This is a genomic window from Streptococcus sp. BS35b (assembly GCF_000286475.1).
Taxonomy (GTDB): domain Bacteria; phylum Bacillota; class Bacilli; order Lactobacillales; family Streptococcaceae; genus Streptococcus; species Streptococcus oralis_W.
Map to the genome: position 1 here is coordinate 40,515 of NZ_ALKH01000003.1, position 20,624 is coordinate 61,138.

Genomic DNA, 20,624 nt, shown 5'->3' on the forward strand with positions numbered 1-20,624 from the left:
GGATGAAGAACAACTTCATCCTGTTTTATTTTTTAATCAAAGGTTATTTTTACAGCAGGTATAAAAAGGCTAAGGTCAAGAGACTTGCTAGAAGCCCAACTCCCCAAAAGAAAAAGTCAACCTTCCACTCGCTCCAAGGATTGCCCTTGCCTGAGAATCCTCCAAGTTCAAAATGGTGATGGACAGGTGTCATACGGAAAATACGTTTCCCACCACTAAGTTTAAAGTAGGTGACCTGCATCATAACAGAGCTTGTCTCAAAGACATAGATAATCCCAATCAACAAAAGAGTCCATTCTTGATGGAGCGCCATAGAGATAGCTGCCAGCATCCCACCAAGAGCCAAACTTCCCACATCACCCATGAAGACCTTGGCAGGCTTGTGGTTAAAGACGAAGAAACCTAGCAAACCACCAATCATGGCAAGAATCACAAGAAGAATATCCAGTTGATTTTGCATATAAGCAATCACACCGTAAGCTGATAAGCTGATCACCACGGAAATACTTGCTAAGCCGTCAATCCCGTCAGTCAGATTCACCGCATTGGAAAAGCCAACTAGCCAGAAAAGGGCAAAGAAAATATAGAAAATTCCCAAATGAACTTGGTAGCCAAAAACTGAAAGCATATCGCCACCGCGCTCATAAAAGAGGTAGAAAATCACTCCTCCAAGAAGCTGGAGAGCAAGCTTTTGCTTAGGATTCAAGCCTTCGTTAATCTTACGGAAAATTTTGAGGAAATCATCCAAAAAACCTACCAAACCATACAAAACCAAGATAAACAAAATCATGCCTACGTTGTTGGTCAATTGTTGGGTAAAGAGAGCAACAAGGAAGCTCACAACAACTGCAACAACAAGGAAGACAAGACCTCCCATGGTTGGAGTCCCAGCTTTAGCTTGGTGTTGCTTGACATCCTCGTGCATCTGCTGTCCTGTAATCTGTGCTTTTCGATAAAATCGGATAAAGGCTGGAATACCTATCAAGGTCAATAGAAAGGCTAGAACTCCAGCACTAATGGAACTAATCATGTTAATCTCCTAAAGTTATTTTCATTTTTTTAATGTCTTTGAGGGCTGTATTGGCACGGACACTTTGTTTCTTGACCGTTTTGCCACTACCTTCCCACTCGACTTCTATATTTAGCCATTTAGCAAATGTTTGCACATTTTCATCTGTCCAGCCATACATATCAGGCATTTCTTCGACCTTATCAGATAGGATCAAGATCTGCTGATTAGCTTCCAAATTATCTCCTTCAGAAACCGAGAGCTCCTTGATCTTGGTTCCTGTTCCGATAACGATTGGTTGGACAAGGTTACGACGCAATTCCTCTGCTAGGTCACCCGGAGTAAAGTCCTTGGTAGCTGGCATCGCATAGCTTGTCGTCTTGCTGACCTGATCCAAGCTCTTGGCAGTTGACTGAAGATTGAGGGATTCTTTCATGGCAGAAGCTCGCTCAAGGATCGGGTTGGCAAACTCTCCCAGCTGAACACCCGAATAATGCTCTGGCTGTTGCACCGTCACATAGAGGATAAAGTCAGGGTTTTCTGCAGGATGCATCGACACAACAGAGAAGATATAGTTGGTTTCACCTGTAAGGTAACCCCCATTCTTCTCATCGGCAATCTGAGCAGTCCCTGATTTCAGGGCGACATTCTGACCTGGAACATTGACATTCGGCTTTCCTATGCTGTGGTTGTACATGGTACCGTAGACAGGATCTGTTCCGACCATGACCATGTGCTCCCGAGTAGAGGACGCTGCTGCTTTTGACACAGGATTTCCGACAATTTCCTTTTGAGACTTACGGACAGACTGGTCATTTGGATCATAGAGGGCACTGATAAATTTCGGCTCCAACATAACCCCATCGTTGGCAATAGCTGTAAAAGCACGAAGCATCTGGGTCTGGGTGACAGAGATCCCTTGTCCAAATGCACTCATGGCAATATTGACAATGTTATCAGCAGGTAATTGACCTGTGTACTCATCTGTCAGACCAAAACGGGTCGGTACTCCAAACTTAAAGCGGTTAAGGTAGTCCAACCAGGTTGCATCTCCCATCTTTTGCTCAAGCAAGGTCATCCCGATATTACTTGAGTGGGCAAATCCTTGAGAGAAGGTCATGGTGCCACCACTAGTCAATCCTTCATTGACGTCCCAGTCTCGAATGGTCGCATCAGCTATTTTCAATTCACTACTGTTAAAGTATTCCCCACCAGGGAAGGTATTGTTATCAATAGCTGAGGCCAACATCATCACCTTCATGGTCGATCCTGGCTCGTAGTTACTTTGATAGAGGATATCTCGCCAGACAAAGTCTTTTGTGATGCCATCCTTGGTATCTGCGTTAAAGGTTGGCCGTTGGGTCGTGGCCAGGATTTCCCCTGTTTTAGCGCTAACCAAGGTAGCCGTCATATACTTGCCTTTTACCTTTTCCTGAAAGGCATCCATCTGCGTTTCCATGAAGGATTGCAAGGGACTAGAAAGGGTTGTGTAGACATCCTTTCCATCTACCGTTTGTTGAGAAGCTTGATCTGTACCCGGAACAATATTTCCCAGGCGATCCTTCTCATAGGTGATGATCCCATCTGTACCTGCCAGAATGCTATTTAAAGAACTCTCCAAACCAGATGTTCCAATCAAGCTCTTGGTGCCATCCTCATTTTCATGGAGTTGCGCTAAACCGATAAAGGAAGAAGCAAACTGTCCATTGGGATAACTGCGGTTTGGGCTGGTTGTAAAGTCAACTCCCTCAACGCCAGCAGTTTTTAGGTCATTTTTAATAGCCATCATATTGGCATAGGTGATCCCATTTCCCTTGGTACCAAAGGATACCTGTTTCAGATCTGGCTGAGAAAGTTGTTCTTTGACATAGGACTCCTCCATATCCAGATACTTATGGAAAATTTCAGCTACCTTATTAAATTGAGAATCCTCTACATAGAGAATTTTGCCTGTTGCTGACTTGTAGGTCTTGTCAATAACAGCATAGATATTATAAGATGTCGCATCTTCTGCAATAGGCGTACCATTACGATCGTAGATGGTCCCCCGTTTTGCAGGAATCGTCTTGGTTGTTTGATGGACCTTGTTTGCTTCTTGAACCAAGTCCTTCCCAAATTTTTTACCCGTTCCGATAATGACCGCAAAGTTGACCAAAAAGACAGCGAAGAGTATGACAGCCAATAAACTCAGGCTTTTCCCTACTCTTCGGCGGTTTTCTTCTGGAGATTTACGGTTACGAACGGCATAACGGATGATTTTTTCTTTCCACTGTTTCATTTCTTACTCCGTTGCTCGGATATTTTCGTTATTCAGCTGTAAATTCTTAGAGTTTGCAATTTCTTTCAAACGTTCTGAACGAATCAATTCATTGACCTCTTGCTTGGCATCGTCTAGCTCGGTTTTCTTTTCTTCGATTTGAGCATTGACCTTGGTCAATTCATTCTGAACTTGTAATAGCTTGGTCTGCATAAACACAACGCTGACTGCCAGGATAATCATTGTTGCAGCAATCGAAACATAGAAGGCCTTTTCCACACGTGAAAAACCTTTGAACTTCGTTTGCAATAACTGGCTTGTTTTTTCGATTCTTTCTGCCATGTTTTTCCTCTTACTTGTGAATTTTTCTAGCCACGCGCAACTTGGCTGAATGCGAACGATTGTTGGCTTCTAGCTCTTCGGCACTTGGCAAGATTGGCTTACGGGATACCAATTCCATCTTGGGCTTAAGGTCATCTGGAATGAAGGGCAATCCTTTGGGAACTTCCACTGTTGAAGCTTCCTTGAATAATTGCTTGGTCAAGCGATCTTCCAGCGAATGGAAGGTAATGACCGAAATTCTCCCATCCAAAGCCAGCATGTCCATGGCCTGCTGGATAGATTCATCTGCAGCGCCCAGCTCATCATTGACTTCGATTCGGATAGCTTGGAAAATCTGCTTGGCAGGGTGTCCCTTTTTCTTGAGTTCCTTGGCAGGCTTGGCCGACTTGATAATCTCTGCCAACTCCGTCGTTGTCTCAATTGGTTTCACCTCACGCGCTTGCTCAATCTTACGGGCAATCTGTTTAGAAAATTTATCCTCACCATACTTGAAAAAGATCCGAACCAGGTCATGATAGTCATAATGATTGACCACCTCATAGGCCGTCAAACTAGCTTCCTGATTCATCCGCATATCCAGTGGCGCATCCTTTTTATAAGAAAAGCCACGCTCACGCTGATCCAGCTGAGGACTGGACACTCCCAAGTCATAACAAATTCCATCAATTTCCTGGACACCAGCCTCCTGCAAACGTGCCTGCAAATGACGGAAGTTATCCTTGATAAAGGTTACCATCCCCTTTTCGATATAGGGTGCCAACCGTTTTTGCGCATTGTCAATGGCATTCTGGTCCTGGTCAAAGGCATAGAGATGCCCTTTTTCGCTCAATTTACTTAATAAATATTCGCTATGGCCTGCTCCGCCCAAAGTCGCATCAACGTAGATACCGTCAGGTTTTACGTCAAGCATATCAATCGTTTCATGAAGCAAGACCGTTACATGATGAAATTCTTTTGTCATATCTTATCTATTTTACCACAAATCCGACCAGCTTGCACTTGTCAGACAAGGCTAAGTTTCTTCGAAAAAAATTCTCAAAAATATGTCACATATACTTGACATCTCATCCTCAAAAGAATATAATATAGTCAAATATATACGACATATCAGAAAGGAGACCCTATGAATCGTGTTAAAGAATTCCGCAAGGAACTGGGCATTTCCCAGCTCGAGCTCGCCAAAGATATCGGTGTCTCGAGACAGACCATCAACATGATTGAAAATGACAAGTACAATCCTACCCTGGAACTCTGTCTCAATCTCGCCCGCAGCCTCCAAACTGACCTCAATAGCCTCTTTTGGGAAGACGATTTTTAAAAAAGGAGCAAACAAATGAAAAAAGAAACTCTCACTGACAAACTCATCAAACGCATATACGGTATTTCTGGTCCCCTTGACGAACACAAACGGCGCGAGGCCGATCGTATCGGGAATCAGGTCTTTATTGTCCTCTTTTATCTGATGACATTTGGCAACCTCATCCCCTTTGTCCTTGCTTATAAATACCCACAAATTGTCGCTATCGGTTATCCTCTCGTGGTGTTTGGCATTTCGATGATGGCTGCCCTCTATGTGGTCTCTCAAACCAAGAAAACGGGCATCACAGCTATTGATCCCGAAATGCTGAGTCAAAAAGAAAGTAAACAGCTACATTTTCCGGGTCTAAAAGCCGGTCTGATCTACGGCATAGCGATATTTTTTATAATGCCACTCATCGATACCCTAACCAGTGAAAATCCAAATTTCATCAGTTCTCTTCTGAATTCAAAACATATTTTAAAAACTATACTGGGAGCGTTCTTTTTTGGACTGATGATGCAAATTGTTGTCTCTCTTCGCATTCAAAAAGCCAAGAAAGAGCAAGAAGACGACTAGGAGGTGCCTTATGAAATCACTAGCTAAACTACTGATCAGTCATGTTTTTATCAGTATTTTCCTTTCCTTCGCCCTTGTTTCAGGAGCTATTTCTCATACAGTTTTAATACTCTTACTCCTCTTTCTTCCTGCGCTCAATAAAGGACTTGAGAAAATGCAATCAAAACGGATACCTATCCTCAACGCTGCCCTCTTCTTCCTCCTTATATCCTTGCCACAGCTTCTAACCAACCCTGTCCAATGGAAATTTTCAATATTCCTAGTCGTATCCATCATTTCAAGTTTGGCTTACTTCTATAACTTTTATCAAGTGGTGAAAGAAGTAGATCAAAAACAGTTGATTTAGGAGATTACTCCCATAATTTCTCATTTTATAGGCAAAGAATCCCATCCAGCTCATGCTAGATGGGATTCTTTTATTTCTTAACAGAGGTTGCAAGTCATTTCCCTTTCATCTTAGAAAGTCGACTCTTTCCAACTCACACTACAATCCAAGACTTGTTGCCTTTCTTCTTGATTGCGACCTTCAATCTGGTCAATCAAAATCTTTGTAGCCTGTTGTCCTTCTTCAAAGGCGGGCTGAACCAGCGTCGAAACACTTGGAGAAGAAAAGCAAGTCCACTCCGTATTGTCAAAACCAATCAACCCAACTTGTGGCAAGTTATAATTCAACTCTTTGATAACGGTAAAGACTAGAGGAAGGGCCCAACAGTTAGGAACAAATACCAGAGTTTTTTCATCGGGATTGATTTCTTTTTGTAAAAATTCCTTAATTTGTTCCAAATTCGTATGCTTATCTTCAATGGTTAGACTGGCGTGGCGCATATTAGCATCTGTTAAAGCATCCACAAAACCACTTGCCCGCTCAATCCGAGTACTCAAGCGACTCGTATCCGCTGTAATCAAGAGAAAATGCTCATAACCTTTTTCGATACAGGACTGGGTCATGTCATAAACGGCATCATAGTTATTGGTTTTGACCCAGCTAGTCCGGTGTTCATAGAGCTGACTATCAAAAAAGACCATTTTCTTCTTTTTCTCATCGATGATACGAGAATATTTTCGGAAATTAGAGGTCGGCTGAATAATAAAGCCGTCTACTCCCAAGAGAAGCATGCTTTCAATATACCGGTCCTCACTCTCTTGGCTGTAATTACTATTTCCTATCATTACCTGGTAGCCATTCTGGCTGGCGATATCCTCAATTCCCTTAACAATTTGGTTTGAGAAACTGTTGGTAATATCACCGATCAAAACACCAATTAATTTTGTTCGTTTGGAGTTTAAGCTACGCGCAACAATGCTCGGTTTGTAATTTGTTTCATGAATAACTTTTTCAATCTTTTCACGTGTCTCTCGGGACATTTTTTCATATTTCCCGTTTAGGTAAAATGACACGGTTGTTTTCGAGGTCTGAGCCATTTCTGCAATGTCTTTTATGGTCAGTTTCTTCTCCAATCTAAAACACCTCCTACCAATACTTATTATAACATATTTACCATTCAAAATGCCTATTTCTAGCACTGCAAGCGAATCATTCTCTCATTTATTTTATCATATACTAGACATTTCCCACGCATTTTTGTTCCGTCAACGAGGCACAATTTTTCACCTACACAAATATCCTCGCTTAATAACAGAATCAGCTTGTCTGTTTCGTTATTTTTCACTTCAAAAGCCAGAGTCCTTTCTACTTCACGACCATCTGTCTGGTAGACAGAATGACGGATGATTTCAAAACTCTCATGCGCAATGATGGTATAATCCAGCATCTGATTCTCAAAGAATTGGTGTTTGGTGAGTTTACTACTTTTTTCAAGCTCATTGTATTTAGGAGAAATAATGGTAGCTTCCAAATCAAAATCAACTTCACTCCATAGTTTCAACTGATTGATTTTCCCATCTTGATAGGTCACATCCTTGTCAAGGATAAACTGAGTCAACGCCTCATGCTGACCTTGACACCTGATATCATCTACCAAGAGCCAGACATCCTCTGCCAACATGAGAATTTTTCTCCTGTAAAGATAAGGCAAATCAGGCTCTGCTGACAAATAAGCCCCCTCAATATAATGCACTCCCTCTCTTTCTTTGTGGTGACAAAACAGGGGGTGAGGATAGTATTCATATTCCCAGGATCCCGCGATCCTTTCTGGAGCTTTCCCATCTACCATGCAGGTCGAATGACTCCAAGCACTCTTTAAGAGATAACGTTCATCTATCTCCCGATAAGAATAACGCCCAGCATCTATGAAAATCGGTTGACCTTGATACTGTAAGCAAAAACTATTCTCGTCACTATGGCTATGGGCACTTCCCAGCGGACCGTTTTTGAAAAATAGATAACGATGTTCATCCTTAATGCAGACATGTCCAGAGTCTTCAAAGATCATGGACTTAGGCTGCCAAGCTCTCTTTTCAAATTCCTGCAGCCGCTTGACCTTTTCTCGCCCCAGGAACAAGAGGCTAAACAAATCGACTTTAACATCCAGACCGTTAAGAAGGTCTTCCTTGTTCAAAACCACAGCAGACAGGCTCAAAATCTCTGTCGTTTCTGTAGAATCGCTATCACCAAAAGCCAAAGTCCGTCCATCCAGGCCTGTCATCATCTGAATGTAAGTCGCCATCTTTTCCAGCAACTCTTGAAAGCTATCTTGCAAGTCTGGAAGCAAGAGACACAAATCCAGCAAGGCTTTATAAACCTCTACATGATAGAGAATCGACTGTTCAAACTGGCTTCCATCTTCTAAAATCTGTGTCTCAATTTGCTGTTTCAACTCCTCTGAAGCAAAACGGTAAGCTTCTTCTAGGTCAATCTTATCTGAAAAGAAATGGTAGATTGCAAGCATCGGAATTGTTTGTAAGATTCCCCAGTTACTAAGAGTGTACTTGGCACGATAGTGGCTTCTCATAAAGTCAATCTGCTTTTCTAGACTGACCAAAATTTTCTCTAGTTCTTCCTCCTCTAGCAAGTCAAATTTCAGGAGGAGCAAGAGTAGTTTTAACCAAGTAAAGGAACGAATGCCCGTATCCAAGGTTCTAGTCATCAAAGATTGAGGAGAAAATTCTCTCACTTGCTCAATCCAATCAAATAGAAAGAACTTGCACTTTTGAATATAGCCCTTATCTCCTTCTACCAGATACCCTATCACAAACTGCAAGAGATATTCTTGTCGATTGAGCATATAAGCCCATTCTGGATCATCTTCAAATACTTGATTCCACACCATCGGCTGGATTTGATGGATTTTTGAACAAGGTTCCATATCCCAAGGACTATCAAATATAAAACGATTGTCCATCAAGCGCTCAATAGAACGCTTGACCTTCTCATAGTCTTTTGAACAGTGGGACAAGATATAGTCACGACATTGGTTCCCATCAACTCTTTCAAAAAATTGTCTTCTTTCTTCTTTCATTATCTATTACCAGAAAAAGAACTACTTAAAAAGCAGTTCTTTTGTCTTTCCCATTACACTTTCCTTTTCTACATAGATGACCACACCTTTTGCAATCTGCAAGGAGACCAAGTCATCTTTGATAGAAATGATTTTTCCATGAATTCCAGACAACAACAACACTTCATCACCAGATGTTAAAGAAGCTAAATACTCTTGTCGTTGCTCCATCTGTTTGCGAAGCAACTTTTGCTGACGAGTAGAATGAAAGCTTGACAGTAAAAGGGGGCTCACTGCCAAGACAATCACTATTCCATAAAACAATGTCGTATCCATTAAGCTAGAATCTTAAGCCAGCTTCCGATAATTCCGATGATAACTGTTAAAATAACGAGTTTATATGTTGTCCATTTCTTTTCTTTGATCAAGTAGTAAACTAAAAGTGTAAATAGGGCTGGTAGAAGAGCTGGAGCAACCTTATCAAGCATTCCCTGAATACTGACGATACTTTGTTTAGCGTCTGCTTTAACTTCCCCTGCAGCAAAGGTGATCGGCACCATAATCTTAACAGATGTCGCTGCCAAACCAGCAATTACGGTTACACCGATAATATTTGCAATACGAGAAATCGTTGCCATCTGTTCGCTTAGTTTATCAATCACAGTTGTTCCTAGTTTGTATCCATACAGACCAGTTGACAATTTAATCGCAGTCAAAATCGTATTCATCGCAAGGAAGAACAAGATTGGACCGACAACCAAGCCTTCTTGAGCAAACGAAGCTGCGATGGTTGAGAACAATGGAGCTAAACAGAATTGAGAAAGAGAATCCCCAATACCTGCCAATGGTCCCATCAAGGCCATCTTGATACTACGTGTTTCTTTTGCGGGGCGACCATTTTCCAACATTACAAGGTGTAAACTGGTAATAAAAGGTAGGAAGTGTGGGTTGGTATTATAGAATTCACAGTTTTCTTCCAAGGCTTGGTAGAAACCTTCCTGATCCTCTCCATAGTGTTTTTTCAAAGCAGGATACATTACATTGGCATATCCCAACCCTTGATAGTTACTATAGTTAAATCCATTTTGTAAAAAGAATGCCCGCAAAGACGTTTTAAGATAATCACGTTTTGTTAATTTGTTAGATCCAGTCATCGTGTGCTTCCTCCTCTACCACATGATCCGCTGTTTTTGGCTTGTTATAAAATTCAATCAAAGCAAAGATAGTACCTACAATTGCAATACCAATTGTTGGGATGTTTAGATAAGCTGCACAAACATATCCCAACAAGACAAACGGAATCAACTCTTTCTTAGCCATCACTGACAAGATCATTGCAAAACCGATAGCTGGGAGCATTTTACCAGCAACTGTCAAAGCTGTAAGCAATACCGGTGGAATGTAGTCTACAAGTTTCAACAAGGTATCCATTGAAAGGGCACCCAAGCAACCCAAGGTAAATCCAATAAAGGCAAACAACCAAATTGTTGCATTTAGAGTGAACTTGAATTTCTTCAAATTATGGTTTTTCAAGTGCTTCATCGCCGTTTCAGGTGCTCCAGCACGTACAGTGTAAGCGAAAGTTTGTAAGAATTGAATCGCCACAGCAATCGGAGTAGAGAGGGCAAGAGCCGCTTCTGGACTGACTTTACCAGCACTAGTGATAGCCATCAAGGTACCAAAGATACCAGGTCCGATTGGGTTTGGTGGAACAGTACCTCCAGCACCAACACCGAATCCCATATAAGCCAATTCACCAATAGCTCCCATTGCAAGAGCAGTAGGCAGATCACCTAGAATAATTCCGACACCAAATGACAGAACAATACATCTATTGGTGTAAATTCCCAACAGCATTCCACTAAAACAGAAAGCTGTCCATAATCCAATTAAAATCGCTTGAAATACATTAATCGACATAACGATCTCCTCTTTTAAATATAGTCCAGAATGTTGACTTCAACAGCTCCATCATTTCCTGTTGGAGTTGTTTTCGTATTAAATGTTACTTGATAAGTTTGGTTCAATTCCTTGAGGGCTGTCTTGTCCTCTTCACCCAGGAAGATGGAGCGTGTCACTTGCTCTTTACCAGGGGCATTGTGAATGTTCCCAATATTGATTTCTTTAATTGGAACACCACCTTCTACCAAGGTTAAAGCGTCCTTCACATCCTTTACAACGATAAAGATCGTTTGAGCAGGATTAGCCTTGTGAATGATATCAATCACCTTTTGCAAAGGGAAGAAACGCATAGCAACTGAGTCTGGCACAACTGTTTTCATCAGAGTTTGTTGCATCTTGTCCATGCTTACTTCGTCATTGGCAACAATGACCGTATTACAACCTAGGTATTTTACCCAAAGTTGTCCTTGCCCATGAATCAACCGTTCATCGATACGGGTCATAATAATATTTGGCATTGTCATATTTCTCCTCCTACCAATATAGGTTCCAGTCTTTGTAGAAACGGATAAGGGCTTCTAGGTAATAGTAGTCACCCCAGATATTGCCTTCATCCACTCCTTTACCTGAATGCCATGAGTACACACCGTGGAGGAGACTTGTCCCACCAGGGGTAAATTGATCATTTGCATAATGTTCGATCAAGGAACGAAGCATGGCATGCATAGCATGTTTATAAATATCTTTGTCAGCATCCACCTCTGGGAGATGTTTTAGCATTTCATGAATCCCACAGACGGCGATAGCTGTTGCTGAAGAATCTCGTGATTGATCACTACCATCATTAAAAATCAAATCCCAATAAGAAACATGATCTTTTGGCAGACGATTCAAGAAATAATTGGTTACACCCTTAAACAAGTCAAAGCAGGACTCGTCTTTCAGGTGACGATAAGTCAAAGGAATACCATAGACTCCCCATGATTGACCACGTGCCCAGCATGAATCATCACTATACCCTTGTCTCGTTACACCTTTAAGGGGTTGACCTGTCTCAGGATCAAAATAGAAGGTGTGGAAGGACGAAGCGTCATCACGAATTACATTATTAGCTGAAGCATAGAAATGACTTTCTGCAATATCGTAGTATTTTTGATTGCCTGTTTCTTGATAAGCAAAGAACAAGAGTTGAATGTTGAGCAAGCAGTCGATAATCAAACGGTAATGCTCTTTCTTGCCCAAGTCTCCCCAAGCTTGAATAAAGCCACCTTTTTCTTGATAGCGTTCAATCAACTTATCTGCAGCTTTCAAGGCTGCCTCTCTGGCCTCTCCATCTCCATTTATCTTATATTCAGCCATACAAGACGGTGTGTATAAGAAACCGAGATCATGGTGGTCCAATTCTACTCTCTTATTGACACGATCCAGGAAAGAAAGAACATTTTTATGAGCGATGTTTTTAAATGCATCCTGTTGACTGTATTCATAAGCCAACCACAGTTCTCCTGTCCAGAAACCATTGGTCCATTCCGTGTTATCCATGATTGGATAGACATTATTAAAGGTAGCTGGCGTCGGGAAATCTTCCTTGAAATAGTCAAGGTTGAGTTCTAACTGCCGAATAACCTTATCAATTGCCTGGCCGACTTCTTCTTTCGTCAGAAGTGGTACTTCTAAGAAGCGCTCAGGCGATTTTATTTCCTCAATCGTAACCTTTTTTATCATTCTTTTACCCTTTAAATACCCGATTCGAAATCTTCTTCCTCTGTCTCTGCATCCGTTGAAAACAATTCTTTACCATTTACGACTCCGCCCTGGGCCGCCGCTACTGATTTATTAACAACCTCATCAAAGCTATGAGCCATTCTAGCAAAGACTGCTTCCATTAACATGGCTAAGTTCAAACCCGAGAGAACATTCATTGTTTTGGCTGGATTTTCTCCCATTATAGTAGAAGAAACCTTGAATGGCGATCCTCCCAAGAGGTCACTTAGAATTAAAACTTCTTCTTCATTTGAAATTGCAAGTAAGATTTTTTGCTTGAGTTCATCTGCTGACATTCCTTCCACAAAGTCAATCGCCTCCACATTTTCTTGATTGCCTGCAATCAATTGTAAAGAACTATAAATCCCTGTGGCAAAATGTCCATGCCCTACAAGTACAATTTTCATCTTTTCTCCTTTCTTGTTTGAGTTTACCGGTTTACTTTACATTTCCCATTGTAACCCTTTATTTTTATCTTGTCAATAGTTTTTTTAAAAAAATATTAGCGCTTTCATTGCTTATTTAACCATTGTAATAGACAGAAATTTCAAAATCTTCCGTTTTTCTAGGAAAACAAAGATTTTTAGAAATAAAAATATTTAATTATTGACAAAACCGGTTTACTAGAATATAATTTGGTTATAGAGAAGTCTTAACAAATTTGAAAGGAAGTATCAAATGACAAATACATCATTCTCAATTGAGCAGTTTTCTTTAAAAGGAAAAATTGCTCTCATCACCGGCGCTTCTTATGGAATTGGATTTGCTATTGCCAAATCCTACGCTGAGGCCGGCGCTACTATTGTCTTTAACGATATCAATCAAGACCTGGTCAATAAAGGGATTGAAGCTTATCGTGAAGTTGGCATCGAAGCCCATGGGTATGTCTGTGACGTGACAGACGAGGACGGTATCCAAGCCATGATCAAGCAAATCGAACAAGAAGTTGGTGTCATTGACATCCTCGTTAATAACGCTGGTATTATCCGCCGCGTTCCAATGTGCGAAATGAGCGCCGCTGATTTCCGTAAGGTCATCGATATTGACTTAAACGCACCATTTATCGTTTCAAAGGCGGTTATTCCTTCTATGATGAAGAAGGGGCATGGAAAGATTATCAATATTTGTTCGATGATGAGCGAACTGGGACGTGAAACAGTTAGCGCTTATGCTGCTGCTAAAGGGGGCTTGAAAATGTTGACCCGCAACATTGCGTCTGAATACGGTGGAGCCAATATCCAATGTAACGGAATTGGACCGGGTTATATTGCCACTCCTCAAACAGCACCTCTTCGTGAGTTGCAAGAAGATGGTTCTCGCCACCCATTTGACCAGTTCATCATTGCAAAAACACCTGCTGCACGTTGGGGAAATCCTGAAGATTTGATGGGCCCTGCTGTCTTTCTCGCTAGTGATGCCAGCGATTTTGTCAATGGCCACATCCTATATGTAGATGGCGGTATCTTAGCCTACATCGGAAAACAACCTGAGTAAAAATAGAAAGAGGATCTTATGAAAATCGCATTAATCAATGAAAATAGTCAAGCTAGTAAGAATCACATTATTTACGATAGTCTAAAAGAAGCAACAGATAAAAAAGGCTACCAATTATTTAACTATGGTATGCATGGTGAAGAAGGTGAAAACCATTTAACATACGTACAAAACGGCCTAATGGCTGCCATCCTTTTAAATACAAAGGCAGTTGACTTTGTTGTTACCGGCTGTGGTACGGGTGTAGGGGCTATGCTTGCTTTAAACAGCTTCCCTGGTGTTGTCTGTGGTCTAGCAGTGGACCCAACTGACGCTTACCTTTATTCTCAAATCAATGGTGGCAACGCCTTGTCTATCCCTTATGCCAAAGGATTTGGTTGGGGGGCGGAACTGACCCTCAAATTGATGTTTGAACGCTTATTTGCTGAAGAAATGGGCGGTGGCTACCCAAGAGAACGTGTAATTCCTGAACAACGCAACGCTCGTATCTTAAACGAGGTGAAACAAATCACCCACAATGATTTGATGACCATCCTTAAAACAATCGACCAAGACTTCCTCAAAGACACCATCTCTGGCAAATACTTCCAAGAATACTTCTTTGAAAACTGCCAAGATGATGAAGTCGCTGCTTATTTGAAAGAAGTATTAGCCAAGTAAAGCTATTCTAAACCAGAAAGGAACTAATGGATGACGAAAATATTACTGTTTGGCGAACCATTAATTCGAATCTCACCATTAGATGCCACCAGTATCGGCGATCATGTTGCCAGTTCGACTTATTTTGGCGGGTCAGAAATTAATATTGCTTGTAATTTGCAAGCCCTGGGTATCTCAACGAAAGTCTTTACCGCACTCCCTGCCAACGAGATTGGGGATCGTTTTCTCACATTCTTGAAGCAGCACCAAATCGATACCAGTTCAATCTATCGGCTTGGCGATCGAATCGGCCTCTACTATTTGGAGAACGGCTTTGGTTGTCGTCAAAGTGAAGTTTTCTACGATCGTAAGCATACGAGTATCAGCCAGATTCGGCCAAACATGCTCGATATGGATTCTCTCTTTCAGGGGATTAGCCATTTTCATTTTAGTGGAATCACCGTAGCTATCGGTCAAGAGGTCCGTACGCTCCTTCTCCTACTCTTGGAAGAAGCCAAGCGCCGAGGGATTATCGTTTCAATGGATCTCAATCTGAGAACAAAGATGATTTCAGTCCTAGAAGCCAAGTATGAATTTTCTAAGTTTGCACGTTTCGCTGACTATTGCTTTGGTATTGATCCTCTCATGATTGATGACCAAAATCTAGAAATGTTCCCAAGAGACAAAGCCAGCCTAAAAGAGGTGGAAAATCGCATGCGACAATTAAAAGAAGCCTATGGTTTCAAGGCCATTTTCCATACCCTCCGCTCTAGTGATGAACAAGACAAAAATGTCTATCAGGCCTATGCTCTGGAAGAACGATTTGAAGAGTCTGTCCAACTAAAAACTGCAGTCTATCAACGAGTTGGTAGCGGGGATGCCTTTATCTCTGGTGCCCTTTACCAACTACTCCATCATTCCTCCCTAAAAACTAGCATTGACTTTGCAGTTGCGAGCGCAACTCTCAAATGTACTCTTCCAGGAGACCATCTCTCCACTCCCGCAGCTAGTATTGAAAAATTACTGGAAAATGCACAAGATATCATTCGTTAGGAGAATTACATGACCAAATCAGATACGATTATTGAACTAAAAAAACAAAAAATTGTCGCTGTCATTCGAGGAAATACAAAGGAAGAAGGACTACAAGCCTCGATTGCTTGTATCAAGGGCGGTATCAAGGCAATTGAAATTGCCTATACCAATCAGTATGCAGGGCAAATCATCAAGGAACTTGTAGACTTGTATCAGGACGATCAGAGTGTTTGTATCGGTGCAGGTACTGTGCTTGATGCCGTAACTGCTAGAGATGCCATTCTAGCCGGAGCAAATTACGTTGTTTCTCCATCTTTCCATGCTGAAACTGCAAAAATGTGCAATCTTTACAGCACACCGTACATTCCAGGCTGTATTACCCTCACAGAGATAACGACTGCACTTGAAGCCGGTAGTGAAATCATCAAACTCTTCCCAGGTAGTGCTCTCAGTCCATCATATATCTCTGCAGTCAAGGCGCCAATCCCACAAGTTTCCGTAATGGTAACCGGAGGAGTCGGCCTAAATAACATTCCTCAATGGTTCGCTGCTGGTGCAGACGCCGTTGGAATTGGTGGCGAACTCAATAAACTCGCTTCCCAAGGCGACTTTGACCGCATCAGCGAGATTGCCCAACAGTATGTTACACTCAGATAAAATGAAGTGAAAAAGGATAAGTTAACACTTATCCTTTTTTAAAAAAAATCCGAAGATGTTTGACCTTCTTCGGATTTTTTCTATTTTCCACAGTTTCATGTGATTCATCTAGATGATGAACAAATCAGTTGTTCTTTCCTCTGCGGAACAGATAAACCGCCCCAAGTAGCAAGAGCCCTAGACTTGCCAAGATTGACTGACCTTCTCCTGTATGAGGGAGATTCTTTTGATCCGAATGGTTCTTTTCTTCTTCAGATTTTTCCTTTTCTTTTGAATCCTGAGTTTGTGGCTGAGCTGCTTGTTCTAGCTTTTTAAAGACTTCCTGATCTGGCGCTGATTCCTGGGTTTCAGGATTGTAGTAGGCAACCTTATAGTCATCCCCTTCTTTTCGAATAGTATAGACTCCACGTTTCAAGACTTGGAATTGGTTGGAAATAGTAGAGACAGAATCATCATATTTCACAATGCCCCAAACTCCTTGTTTGGCATCATAAACAGACTGAAGGGTTTCATTGTTATCAATGAGGCTACTTTCTAACTCTTTTACCATTTGATTGAAGGTGGCACGATCCACGTTAGGGATGAGCATATAGCCATAAGAATCTCCATTTTGCTTATGAGCCTGACTAATCGTAAGAAATTCATTTTCAACTTCCTTGTCTGACTGTCCTTCATTAATATCCTTCCATGCTCCCTTTTGCAAAGCCTTACTCATACTGATTGAACTCTTCTTAAAGAAAAAGTAACCAATATTCTTTTTCGAATCGGACGATTCTAAAAAGACACTTTGGGTTTCAGGATAATCCTTTTCTTGTTCTGTGAGGGAGGCTTCTTTATCATTGATATAGACTTTGTATGGATCACTTGATTCCAGTTTTCTCTGGTCAATTGTAGTTGCAGCAGTATCTGTTGAAGTGTTCTGGATATTGCTTCCTAAAAAGGCAATCTTATCCTTCAGCATAAACCAGCTCTTATGAGCAGTCAATGTTTGATTCCAGTTGGTGAAATCCATGGTTGCTGTCGCATTGGCCTCATCTAGTTTGCTCGTCCCAACGAAAGCAGATGGCAAAACTTTACCCGTATCGCTATCCGATCTCTTAGCGTCCGTCTCTGTCGTACCAGGCATCTTATAGGGATTAACTGTTGGCCAGTAGCCATCGCTATAGTGACTCAAATCACCATTATAGAGATAAAACATCCCATCACTCGTATACCAACCACGTTTGTTTTCTTTGTTCATGTGCTCGTAATTTAAGGTACGACTGGAGAAGAGCGACAGACCAAAGCCAAAACCTTTCTCTGCATTGTACATAGCTGTTTTATCCATCTTGTTAAAGGCTGATAGGTAACTTGTTCTTGGGGTACTTGCGACTCCTGCATCGCTTAACAAAGATTGCATCAAACTGATATCCTTATAAGTCTTCAAATTCTTAAAGACATCATAATAACTATCCGATTGAACAATGGTCTTCACAAGACTCTGCAACCGTTGTTTGGTTTCTCCTTCAGACATATCCGCTATCCGGTGAATCCCTCTTAGTACTTCTACTGCGGCCACGTGCCCCTCGCTATTAGCACGACTGATCGAGCGTCCACGACTCATATCCATCAGCTCTCCATTCACCAGCAAAGGAGCAAACGATTTATCAATCCAGTGGTACATAGTTTGCATTTTATCTTTATCGATTGGGCTCTTGGTCTTTTGAATGACTGGCAACAGTTGAGAAAGGCCATCAATCAAGACATTCCCATAAGCACCCGTATAGGCAACATTGGTGTGGTCGATATAGGATCCATCCTGATAAAAACCTTCACCTTGGTCTACCAACTTAAACACTTGCTCAATCGAACGAATGGTCGAAGAAATTTCTTGATCATCCTTGCGCAGTAAACCAGCTATTACTTTTACCCTTCCCATATCCACTAAGTTTCCACCTAGGGCCTTAAATGGGTTATCAGTCGTCTTTCGGAAATGTTCGGGATCTGGAACAAATTTTTCAATCACATCTGTATATTTTTTTATTTCCTCATCTGAGAAGTATTCTTTCATCAGAGACAAGGTATTGTTGATTGCACGAGGTGTACCGATTTCATAATCCCACCAGTTCCCAACAATGCTCTTTTCACTATTGTAGACATGTTTATGCATCCATTCCATGGAATCCCTAACCGTTCGAATGACAGTCCCATCTTGATAATAACGAGAAGATGGATTGGTCACTTGTTTAGCCATCTCCTCCAATTTCCGATAAGTGGCAGTTAGATTCGCAGACGTTTTATAATTTGAAAATTTTTCCCACAAATAGGTGTGGTCCGCCTGACTTGAAATACTGGATAGGCTATCAGCCACCTTTCCTTCCAGTTCCTGGTTTAACTTGGCCATCTGTTCATTTTTAGAATCATAGTATTGATTCCCAGCGATGATGCCATTCCAGTCATCCAAACGGTCTGTGTATACATCCTTAACAGAGGCTAGAATCTTCAAAGGAATCTTTTTCACTTCCTTGCCATCTTTACTGACAATGACATTGGTTGTCCCTTCCTTAAGAGGTTCTAAAATTCCATTTTTGACTGAAGCAACGTCAGGATTTTCTACCTTATAAGTATAGTCCGAAAGAGCAAAAACATGTTTTTTCCCAATTGGTAAATCAATCTTTTCCTCAAGCTGTTTATCTGTTTGAGAATCCTCAGAAGGCTGGTCTGCTACCTCTACCAGCTCAATATCCTTAAAGGAAACAGTCCCTGTTCCCGTTTCATAGAATAACTCCAGCTTGATTTTATCAACATCTAAAGTCGGGCTATAGTCTGCTTCAATGGTCTGCCAGTCCTTTGTTCCTGACGTCGTTGCAGAATTCCACAATTGCTTGTCCTTACCACTTTCCTCAATGATACGAACCTTAGCAATCCCGACTTTATTATCTGTTTTAATCTTGAAACGCAGTTTATACTTTTTCTTAGCTTCAATAGGGACCATACGGTGAACTACTGCCCTTAATTTCTCACGGCTTGAGATAGTAATAGCCCCATCCTTAGCCTCAATGACTCGAGTTGAGGCACCGGCAGAACTATTCTTCTGGTCTACCCAAGCTGACCACCCCTGGGCTTTGCTTCCTGTCCAAGGACTGCTTCCGTTCTCCGTCTGACTAAAATCACCATTTTCAACTAAATTCTTGGCATCCCTTTGCTGATACTGAACCTCCTTCTGGCTTTGCTGAATAGTGTTTGTAGTCGTTTCTTCCGCTCCAACTGTCATATAATGGTTTAATAAAAATCCCGATAAAACAAGTGAAGACAAACTCACAATGAGATTCTTTGTTTTTGTTTGCATGTATACACTCCAATAAACATATTGTAAAATCAATAGGAACTAAATCTCAAATTAGAGATTTATAACAACTGAGTAAACCGGTTTAATTAAATCATATCATTTTTAAAGTTATTTGTAAACGGTTTCTATCATATTGAGGGCTTATTCTTCAACGATATCTTCCATCCGACTCGACGAAAAAAGTAAAAACTGTTACAATGTAGAAAAAGAAAAGAGGCCTTCATGACTTCACTTTATGATTTTTCCGTTTTGAACCAAAACAACCAAGCAACTCCCCTGGAGAGCTATCGTGGCAAGGTTCTCTTGATTGTCAACACTGCTACAGGATGTGGTTTAACGCCCCAGTACCAGGGACTTCAAGAACTCTATGAACGCTATCAAGATAAGGGCTTTGAAATCCTAGATTTCCCTTGCAATCAGTTTATGGGACAAGCACCCGGCAGCGCAGAGGAAATCAATAGCTTCTGTAATCTACACTATCAGACCACTTTCCCTCGCTTTGCCAAGATCAAGGTCAACGGCAAGGAAGCAGATCCTCTTTATGTTTGGCTAAAAGACCAGAGATCTGGTCCTCTAGGAAAACGAATCGAATGGAATTTTGCTAAGTTTCTCATTGGTCGAGATGGGCAAGTCCTTGAGCGCTTCTCTTCCAAAACAGACCCCCAAACCATCCAAGAGTCTCTCCAAAAGATACTCTAATTTCTTTTTAAAACGTGTCCTTTCATTTAGTTTGAGACTTGAAAGGATGCTTTTTTTCTTTAAAAAGTAACTTATTTTCTTTAATTTATATTTATTTTTTGCTTTTTCGCTATTGCAATTCTTTTATTAATTTAGTATATTTGTTATATTAAGAGTTTTCAGTCATTTTAAGGGAGAAATGACCTTTTAAATTTTTTACCTCAAAATGAAAGCGCTTTATAAAC

At 41.2% G+C, this 20,624-nt stretch carries 21 protein-coding genes; 8 read left to right on the top strand and 13 right to left on the bottom strand.

All coding sequences use genetic code 11. From position 1 onward, the window contains the following. Positions 1-49: 49 nt before the first annotated feature. Genes mraY through rsmH form a run of 4 tightly spaced genes read right to left on the bottom strand, consistent with a single transcriptional unit; the run spans position 50 to position 4,569 of the window. The gene (gene mraY / locus HMPREF1149_RS05580; RefSeq protein WP_000625797.1) at positions 50-1,030 is read right to left on the bottom strand and encodes a phospho-N-acetylmuramoyl-pentapeptide-transferase; all 981 of its coding nucleotides are present in this window, start codon (positions 1,028-1,030) and stop codon (positions 50-52) included. Position 1,031: 1 nt separating this feature from the next. Beyond that, complete coding sequence (pbp2x, locus tag HMPREF1149_RS05585; protein WP_000816043.1) at positions 1,032-3,287, bottom strand: penicillin-binding protein PBP2X; 2,256 nt, start codon at positions 3,285-3,287, stop codon at positions 1,032-1,034. A 3-nt stretch (positions 3,288-3,290) separates the two neighbouring features. Continuing rightward, entirely contained in the window at positions 3,291-3,608 is a 318-nt protein-coding gene (gene ftsL, locus HMPREF1149_RS05590) for a cell division protein FtsL (protein WP_000840799.1), read from the bottom strand. A 10-nt stretch (positions 3,609-3,618) separates the two neighbouring features. Next, positions 3,619-4,569: a 16S rRNA (cytosine(1402)-N(4))-methyltransferase RsmH gene (gene rsmH / locus HMPREF1149_RS05595; RefSeq protein ID WP_000159388.1), complete on the bottom strand. Its 951-nt coding sequence runs from the start codon at positions 4,567-4,569 to the stop codon at positions 3,619-3,621. 162 nt (positions 4,570-4,731) lie between these two features. Between rsmH and HMPREF1149_RS05600 the strand changes: the two genes are divergently transcribed. From HMPREF1149_RS05600 to HMPREF1149_RS05610, 3 genes are read left to right on the top strand one after another with little or no spacing between them, the layout of a single operon-like run. After that, positions 4,732-4,926: a helix-turn-helix transcriptional regulator gene (locus HMPREF1149_RS05600; RefSeq protein ID WP_001082470.1), complete on the top strand. Its 195-nt coding sequence runs from the start codon at positions 4,732-4,734 to the stop codon at positions 4,924-4,926. A gap of 15 nt (positions 4,927-4,941) precedes the next feature. Then, positions 4,942-5,484, top strand: coding sequence for a DUF3278 domain-containing protein (locus HMPREF1149_RS11290; protein ID WP_000712406.1), 543 nt, complete (start codon positions 4,942-4,944; stop codon positions 5,482-5,484). Between the two features lie 10 nt (positions 5,485-5,494). Next, the gene (locus HMPREF1149_RS05610; RefSeq protein WP_000838113.1) at positions 5,495-5,830 is read left to right on the top strand and encodes a hypothetical protein; all 336 of its coding nucleotides are present in this window, start codon (positions 5,495-5,497) and stop codon (positions 5,828-5,830) included. Between the two features lie 110 nt (positions 5,831-5,940). On the opposite strand, the gene HMPREF1149_RS05615 is transcribed toward HMPREF1149_RS05610, so the two are convergent. The 8 genes from HMPREF1149_RS05615 to HMPREF1149_RS05650 are packed head-to-tail and all read right to left on the bottom strand — an operon-like array spanning position 5,941 to position 12,955. Then, the gene (locus tag HMPREF1149_RS05615) at positions 5,941-6,942 is read right to left on the bottom strand and encodes a LacI family DNA-binding transcriptional regulator (protein ID WP_000412460.1); all 1,002 of its coding nucleotides are present in this window, start codon (positions 6,940-6,942) and stop codon (positions 5,941-5,943) included. A gap of 59 nt (positions 6,943-7,001) precedes the next feature. Then, complete coding sequence (locus tag HMPREF1149_RS05620) at positions 7,002-8,903, bottom strand: alginate lyase family protein (protein ID WP_000657073.1); 1,902 nt, start codon at positions 8,901-8,903, stop codon at positions 7,002-7,004. A 21-nt stretch (positions 8,904-8,924) separates the two neighbouring features. Next, positions 8,925-9,218, bottom strand: coding sequence for a preprotein translocase subunit YajC (locus HMPREF1149_RS05625; RefSeq protein ID WP_000381741.1), 294 nt, complete (start codon positions 9,216-9,218; stop codon positions 8,925-8,927). After that, positions 9,218-10,036: a PTS system mannose/fructose/sorbose family transporter subunit IID gene (locus HMPREF1149_RS05630; RefSeq protein WP_000148025.1), complete on the bottom strand. Its 819-nt coding sequence runs from the start codon at positions 10,034-10,036 to the stop codon at positions 9,218-9,220. The genes HMPREF1149_RS05625 and HMPREF1149_RS05630 overlap by 1 nt, the downstream gene beginning before the upstream one ends. Next, on the bottom strand, positions 10,023-10,802 hold the full coding sequence (locus tag HMPREF1149_RS05635; protein WP_000026608.1) for a PTS mannose/fructose/sorbose/N-acetylgalactosamine transporter subunit IIC: 780 nt from the start codon (positions 10,800-10,802) through the stop codon (positions 10,023-10,025). Before HMPREF1149_RS05635 ends, HMPREF1149_RS05630 begins: the two co-directional genes overlap by 14 nt. A 14-nt stretch (positions 10,803-10,816) precedes the next feature. Next, entirely contained in the window at positions 10,817-11,308 is a 492-nt protein-coding gene (locus HMPREF1149_RS05640) for a PTS sugar transporter subunit IIB (protein ID WP_000178617.1), read from the bottom strand. Positions 11,309-11,318: 10 nt separating this feature from the next. Then, on the bottom strand, positions 11,319-12,509 hold the full coding sequence (locus HMPREF1149_RS05645; protein WP_000592925.1) for a glycoside hydrolase family 88 protein: 1,191 nt from the start codon (positions 12,507-12,509) through the stop codon (positions 11,319-11,321). Positions 12,510-12,520: 11 nt separating this feature from the next. After that, positions 12,521-12,955 (bottom strand): PTS sugar transporter subunit IIA, encoded by a 435-nt coding sequence (locus tag HMPREF1149_RS05650; protein WP_000706822.1) that lies wholly within the window; start codon positions 12,953-12,955, stop codon positions 12,521-12,523. A 271-nt stretch (positions 12,956-13,226) separates the two neighbouring features. Here HMPREF1149_RS05650 and HMPREF1149_RS05655 point away from each other — a divergent pair, with 271 nt between their 5' ends. The 4 genes from HMPREF1149_RS05655 to HMPREF1149_RS05670 are packed head-to-tail and all read left to right on the top strand — an operon-like array spanning position 13,227 to position 16,373. Next, entirely contained in the window at positions 13,227-14,042 is an 816-nt protein-coding gene (locus HMPREF1149_RS05655) for a gluconate 5-dehydrogenase (protein WP_000185868.1), read from the top strand. 18 nt (positions 14,043-14,060) lie between these two features. Continuing rightward, positions 14,061-14,702, top strand: a complete 642-nt coding sequence (locus HMPREF1149_RS05660) for an RpiB/LacA/LacB family sugar-phosphate isomerase (protein WP_000684779.1) — start codon at positions 14,061-14,063, stop codon at positions 14,700-14,702. A 30-nt stretch (positions 14,703-14,732) separates the two neighbouring features. Then, positions 14,733-15,734 (top strand): sugar kinase, encoded by a 1,002-nt coding sequence (locus tag HMPREF1149_RS05665; protein WP_000161495.1) that lies wholly within the window; start codon positions 14,733-14,735, stop codon positions 15,732-15,734. Between the two features lie 9 nt (positions 15,735-15,743). Beyond that, a complete protein-coding gene (locus HMPREF1149_RS05670) occupies positions 15,744-16,373 on the top strand; it encodes a bifunctional 4-hydroxy-2-oxoglutarate aldolase/2-dehydro-3-deoxy-phosphogluconate aldolase (RefSeq protein ID WP_000167290.1) in 630 nt (209 codons plus the stop codon). Positions 16,374-16,497: 124 nt separating this feature from the next. Here the strand turns inward: HMPREF1149_RS05670 and HMPREF1149_RS05675 are convergent, their stop codons facing one another. Next, positions 16,498-19,701: an LPXTG-anchored hyaluronate lyase gene (locus tag HMPREF1149_RS05675; protein ID WP_001193747.1), complete on the bottom strand. Its 3,204-nt coding sequence runs from the start codon at positions 19,699-19,701 to the stop codon at positions 16,498-16,500. Positions 19,702-19,923: 222 nt separating this feature from the next. On the opposite strand from HMPREF1149_RS05675, the gene HMPREF1149_RS05680 reads away from it, so the two are divergent. After that, entirely contained in the window at positions 19,924-20,400 is a 477-nt protein-coding gene (locus HMPREF1149_RS05680) for a glutathione peroxidase (RefSeq protein ID WP_000203073.1), read from the top strand. The last annotated feature ends 224 nt before the right edge of the window (positions 20,401-20,624 follow it).

Excerpts from the sequence above, each read along its gene's own strand:
- ftsL (WP_000840799.1), bottom strand. The coding sequence starts at position 3,608 with ATGGCAGAAAGAATCGAAAAAACAAGCCAGTTATTGCAAACGAAGTTC.
- pbp2x (WP_000816043.1), bottom strand. The coding sequence starts at position 3,287 with ATGAAACAGTGGAAAGAAAAAATCATCCGTTATGCCGTTCGTAACCGT.
- HMPREF1149_RS05670 (WP_000167290.1), top strand. The coding sequence starts at position 15,744 with ATGACCAAATCAGATACGATTATTGAACTAAAAAAACAAAAAATTGTC.
- HMPREF1149_RS05660 (WP_000684779.1), top strand. The coding sequence starts at position 14,061 with ATGAAAATCGCATTAATCAATGAAAATAGTCAAGCTAGTAAGAATCAC.
- HMPREF1149_RS05600 (WP_001082470.1), top strand. The coding sequence starts at position 4,732 with ATGAATCGTGTTAAAGAATTCCGCAAGGAACTGGGCATTTCCCAGCTC.
- HMPREF1149_RS05630 (WP_000148025.1), bottom strand. The coding sequence starts at position 10,036 with ATGACTGGATCTAACAAATTAACAAAACGTGATTATCTTAAAACGTCT.
- HMPREF1149_RS05665 (WP_000161495.1), top strand. The coding sequence starts at position 14,733 with ATGACGAAAATATTACTGTTTGGCGAACCATTAATTCGAATCTCACCA.
- HMPREF1149_RS05610 (WP_000838113.1), top strand. The coding sequence starts at position 5,495 with ATGAAATCACTAGCTAAACTACTGATCAGTCATGTTTTTATCAGTATT.
- HMPREF1149_RS05655 (WP_000185868.1), top strand. The coding sequence starts at position 13,227 with ATGACAAATACATCATTCTCAATTGAGCAGTTTTCTTTAAAAGGAAAA.
- HMPREF1149_RS05640 (WP_000178617.1), bottom strand. The coding sequence starts at position 11,308 with ATGACAATGCCAAATATTATTATGACCCGTATCGATGAACGGTTGATT.
- HMPREF1149_RS11290 (WP_000712406.1), top strand. The coding sequence starts at position 4,942 with ATGAAAAAAGAAACTCTCACTGACAAACTCATCAAACGCATATACGGT.
- HMPREF1149_RS05620 (WP_000657073.1), bottom strand. The coding sequence starts at position 8,903 with ATGAAAGAAGAAAGAAGACAATTTTTTGAAAGAGTTGATGGGAACCAA.
- HMPREF1149_RS05680 (WP_000203073.1), top strand. The coding sequence starts at position 19,924 with ATGACTTCACTTTATGATTTTTCCGTTTTGAACCAAAACAACCAAGCA.
- HMPREF1149_RS05645 (WP_000592925.1), bottom strand. The coding sequence starts at position 12,509 with ATGATAAAAAAGGTTACGATTGAGGAAATAAAATCGCCTGAGCGCTTC.
- HMPREF1149_RS05650 (WP_000706822.1), bottom strand. The coding sequence starts at position 12,955 with ATGAAAATTGTACTTGTAGGGCATGGACATTTTGCCACAGGGATTTAT.
- rsmH (WP_000159388.1), bottom strand. The coding sequence starts at position 4,569 with ATGACAAAAGAATTTCATCATGTAACGGTCTTGCTTCATGAAACGATT.
- HMPREF1149_RS05675 (WP_001193747.1), bottom strand. The coding sequence starts at position 19,701 with ATGCAAACAAAAACAAAGAATCTCATTGTGAGTTTGTCTTCACTTGTT.
- mraY (WP_000625797.1), bottom strand. The coding sequence starts at position 1,030 with ATGATTAGTTCCATTAGTGCTGGAGTTCTAGCCTTTCTATTGACCTTG.
- HMPREF1149_RS05625 (WP_000381741.1), bottom strand. The coding sequence starts at position 9,218 with ATGGATACGACATTGTTTTATGGAATAGTGATTGTCTTGGCAGTGAGC.
- HMPREF1149_RS05635 (WP_000026608.1), bottom strand. The coding sequence starts at position 10,802 with ATGTCGATTAATGTATTTCAAGCGATTTTAATTGGATTATGGACAGCT.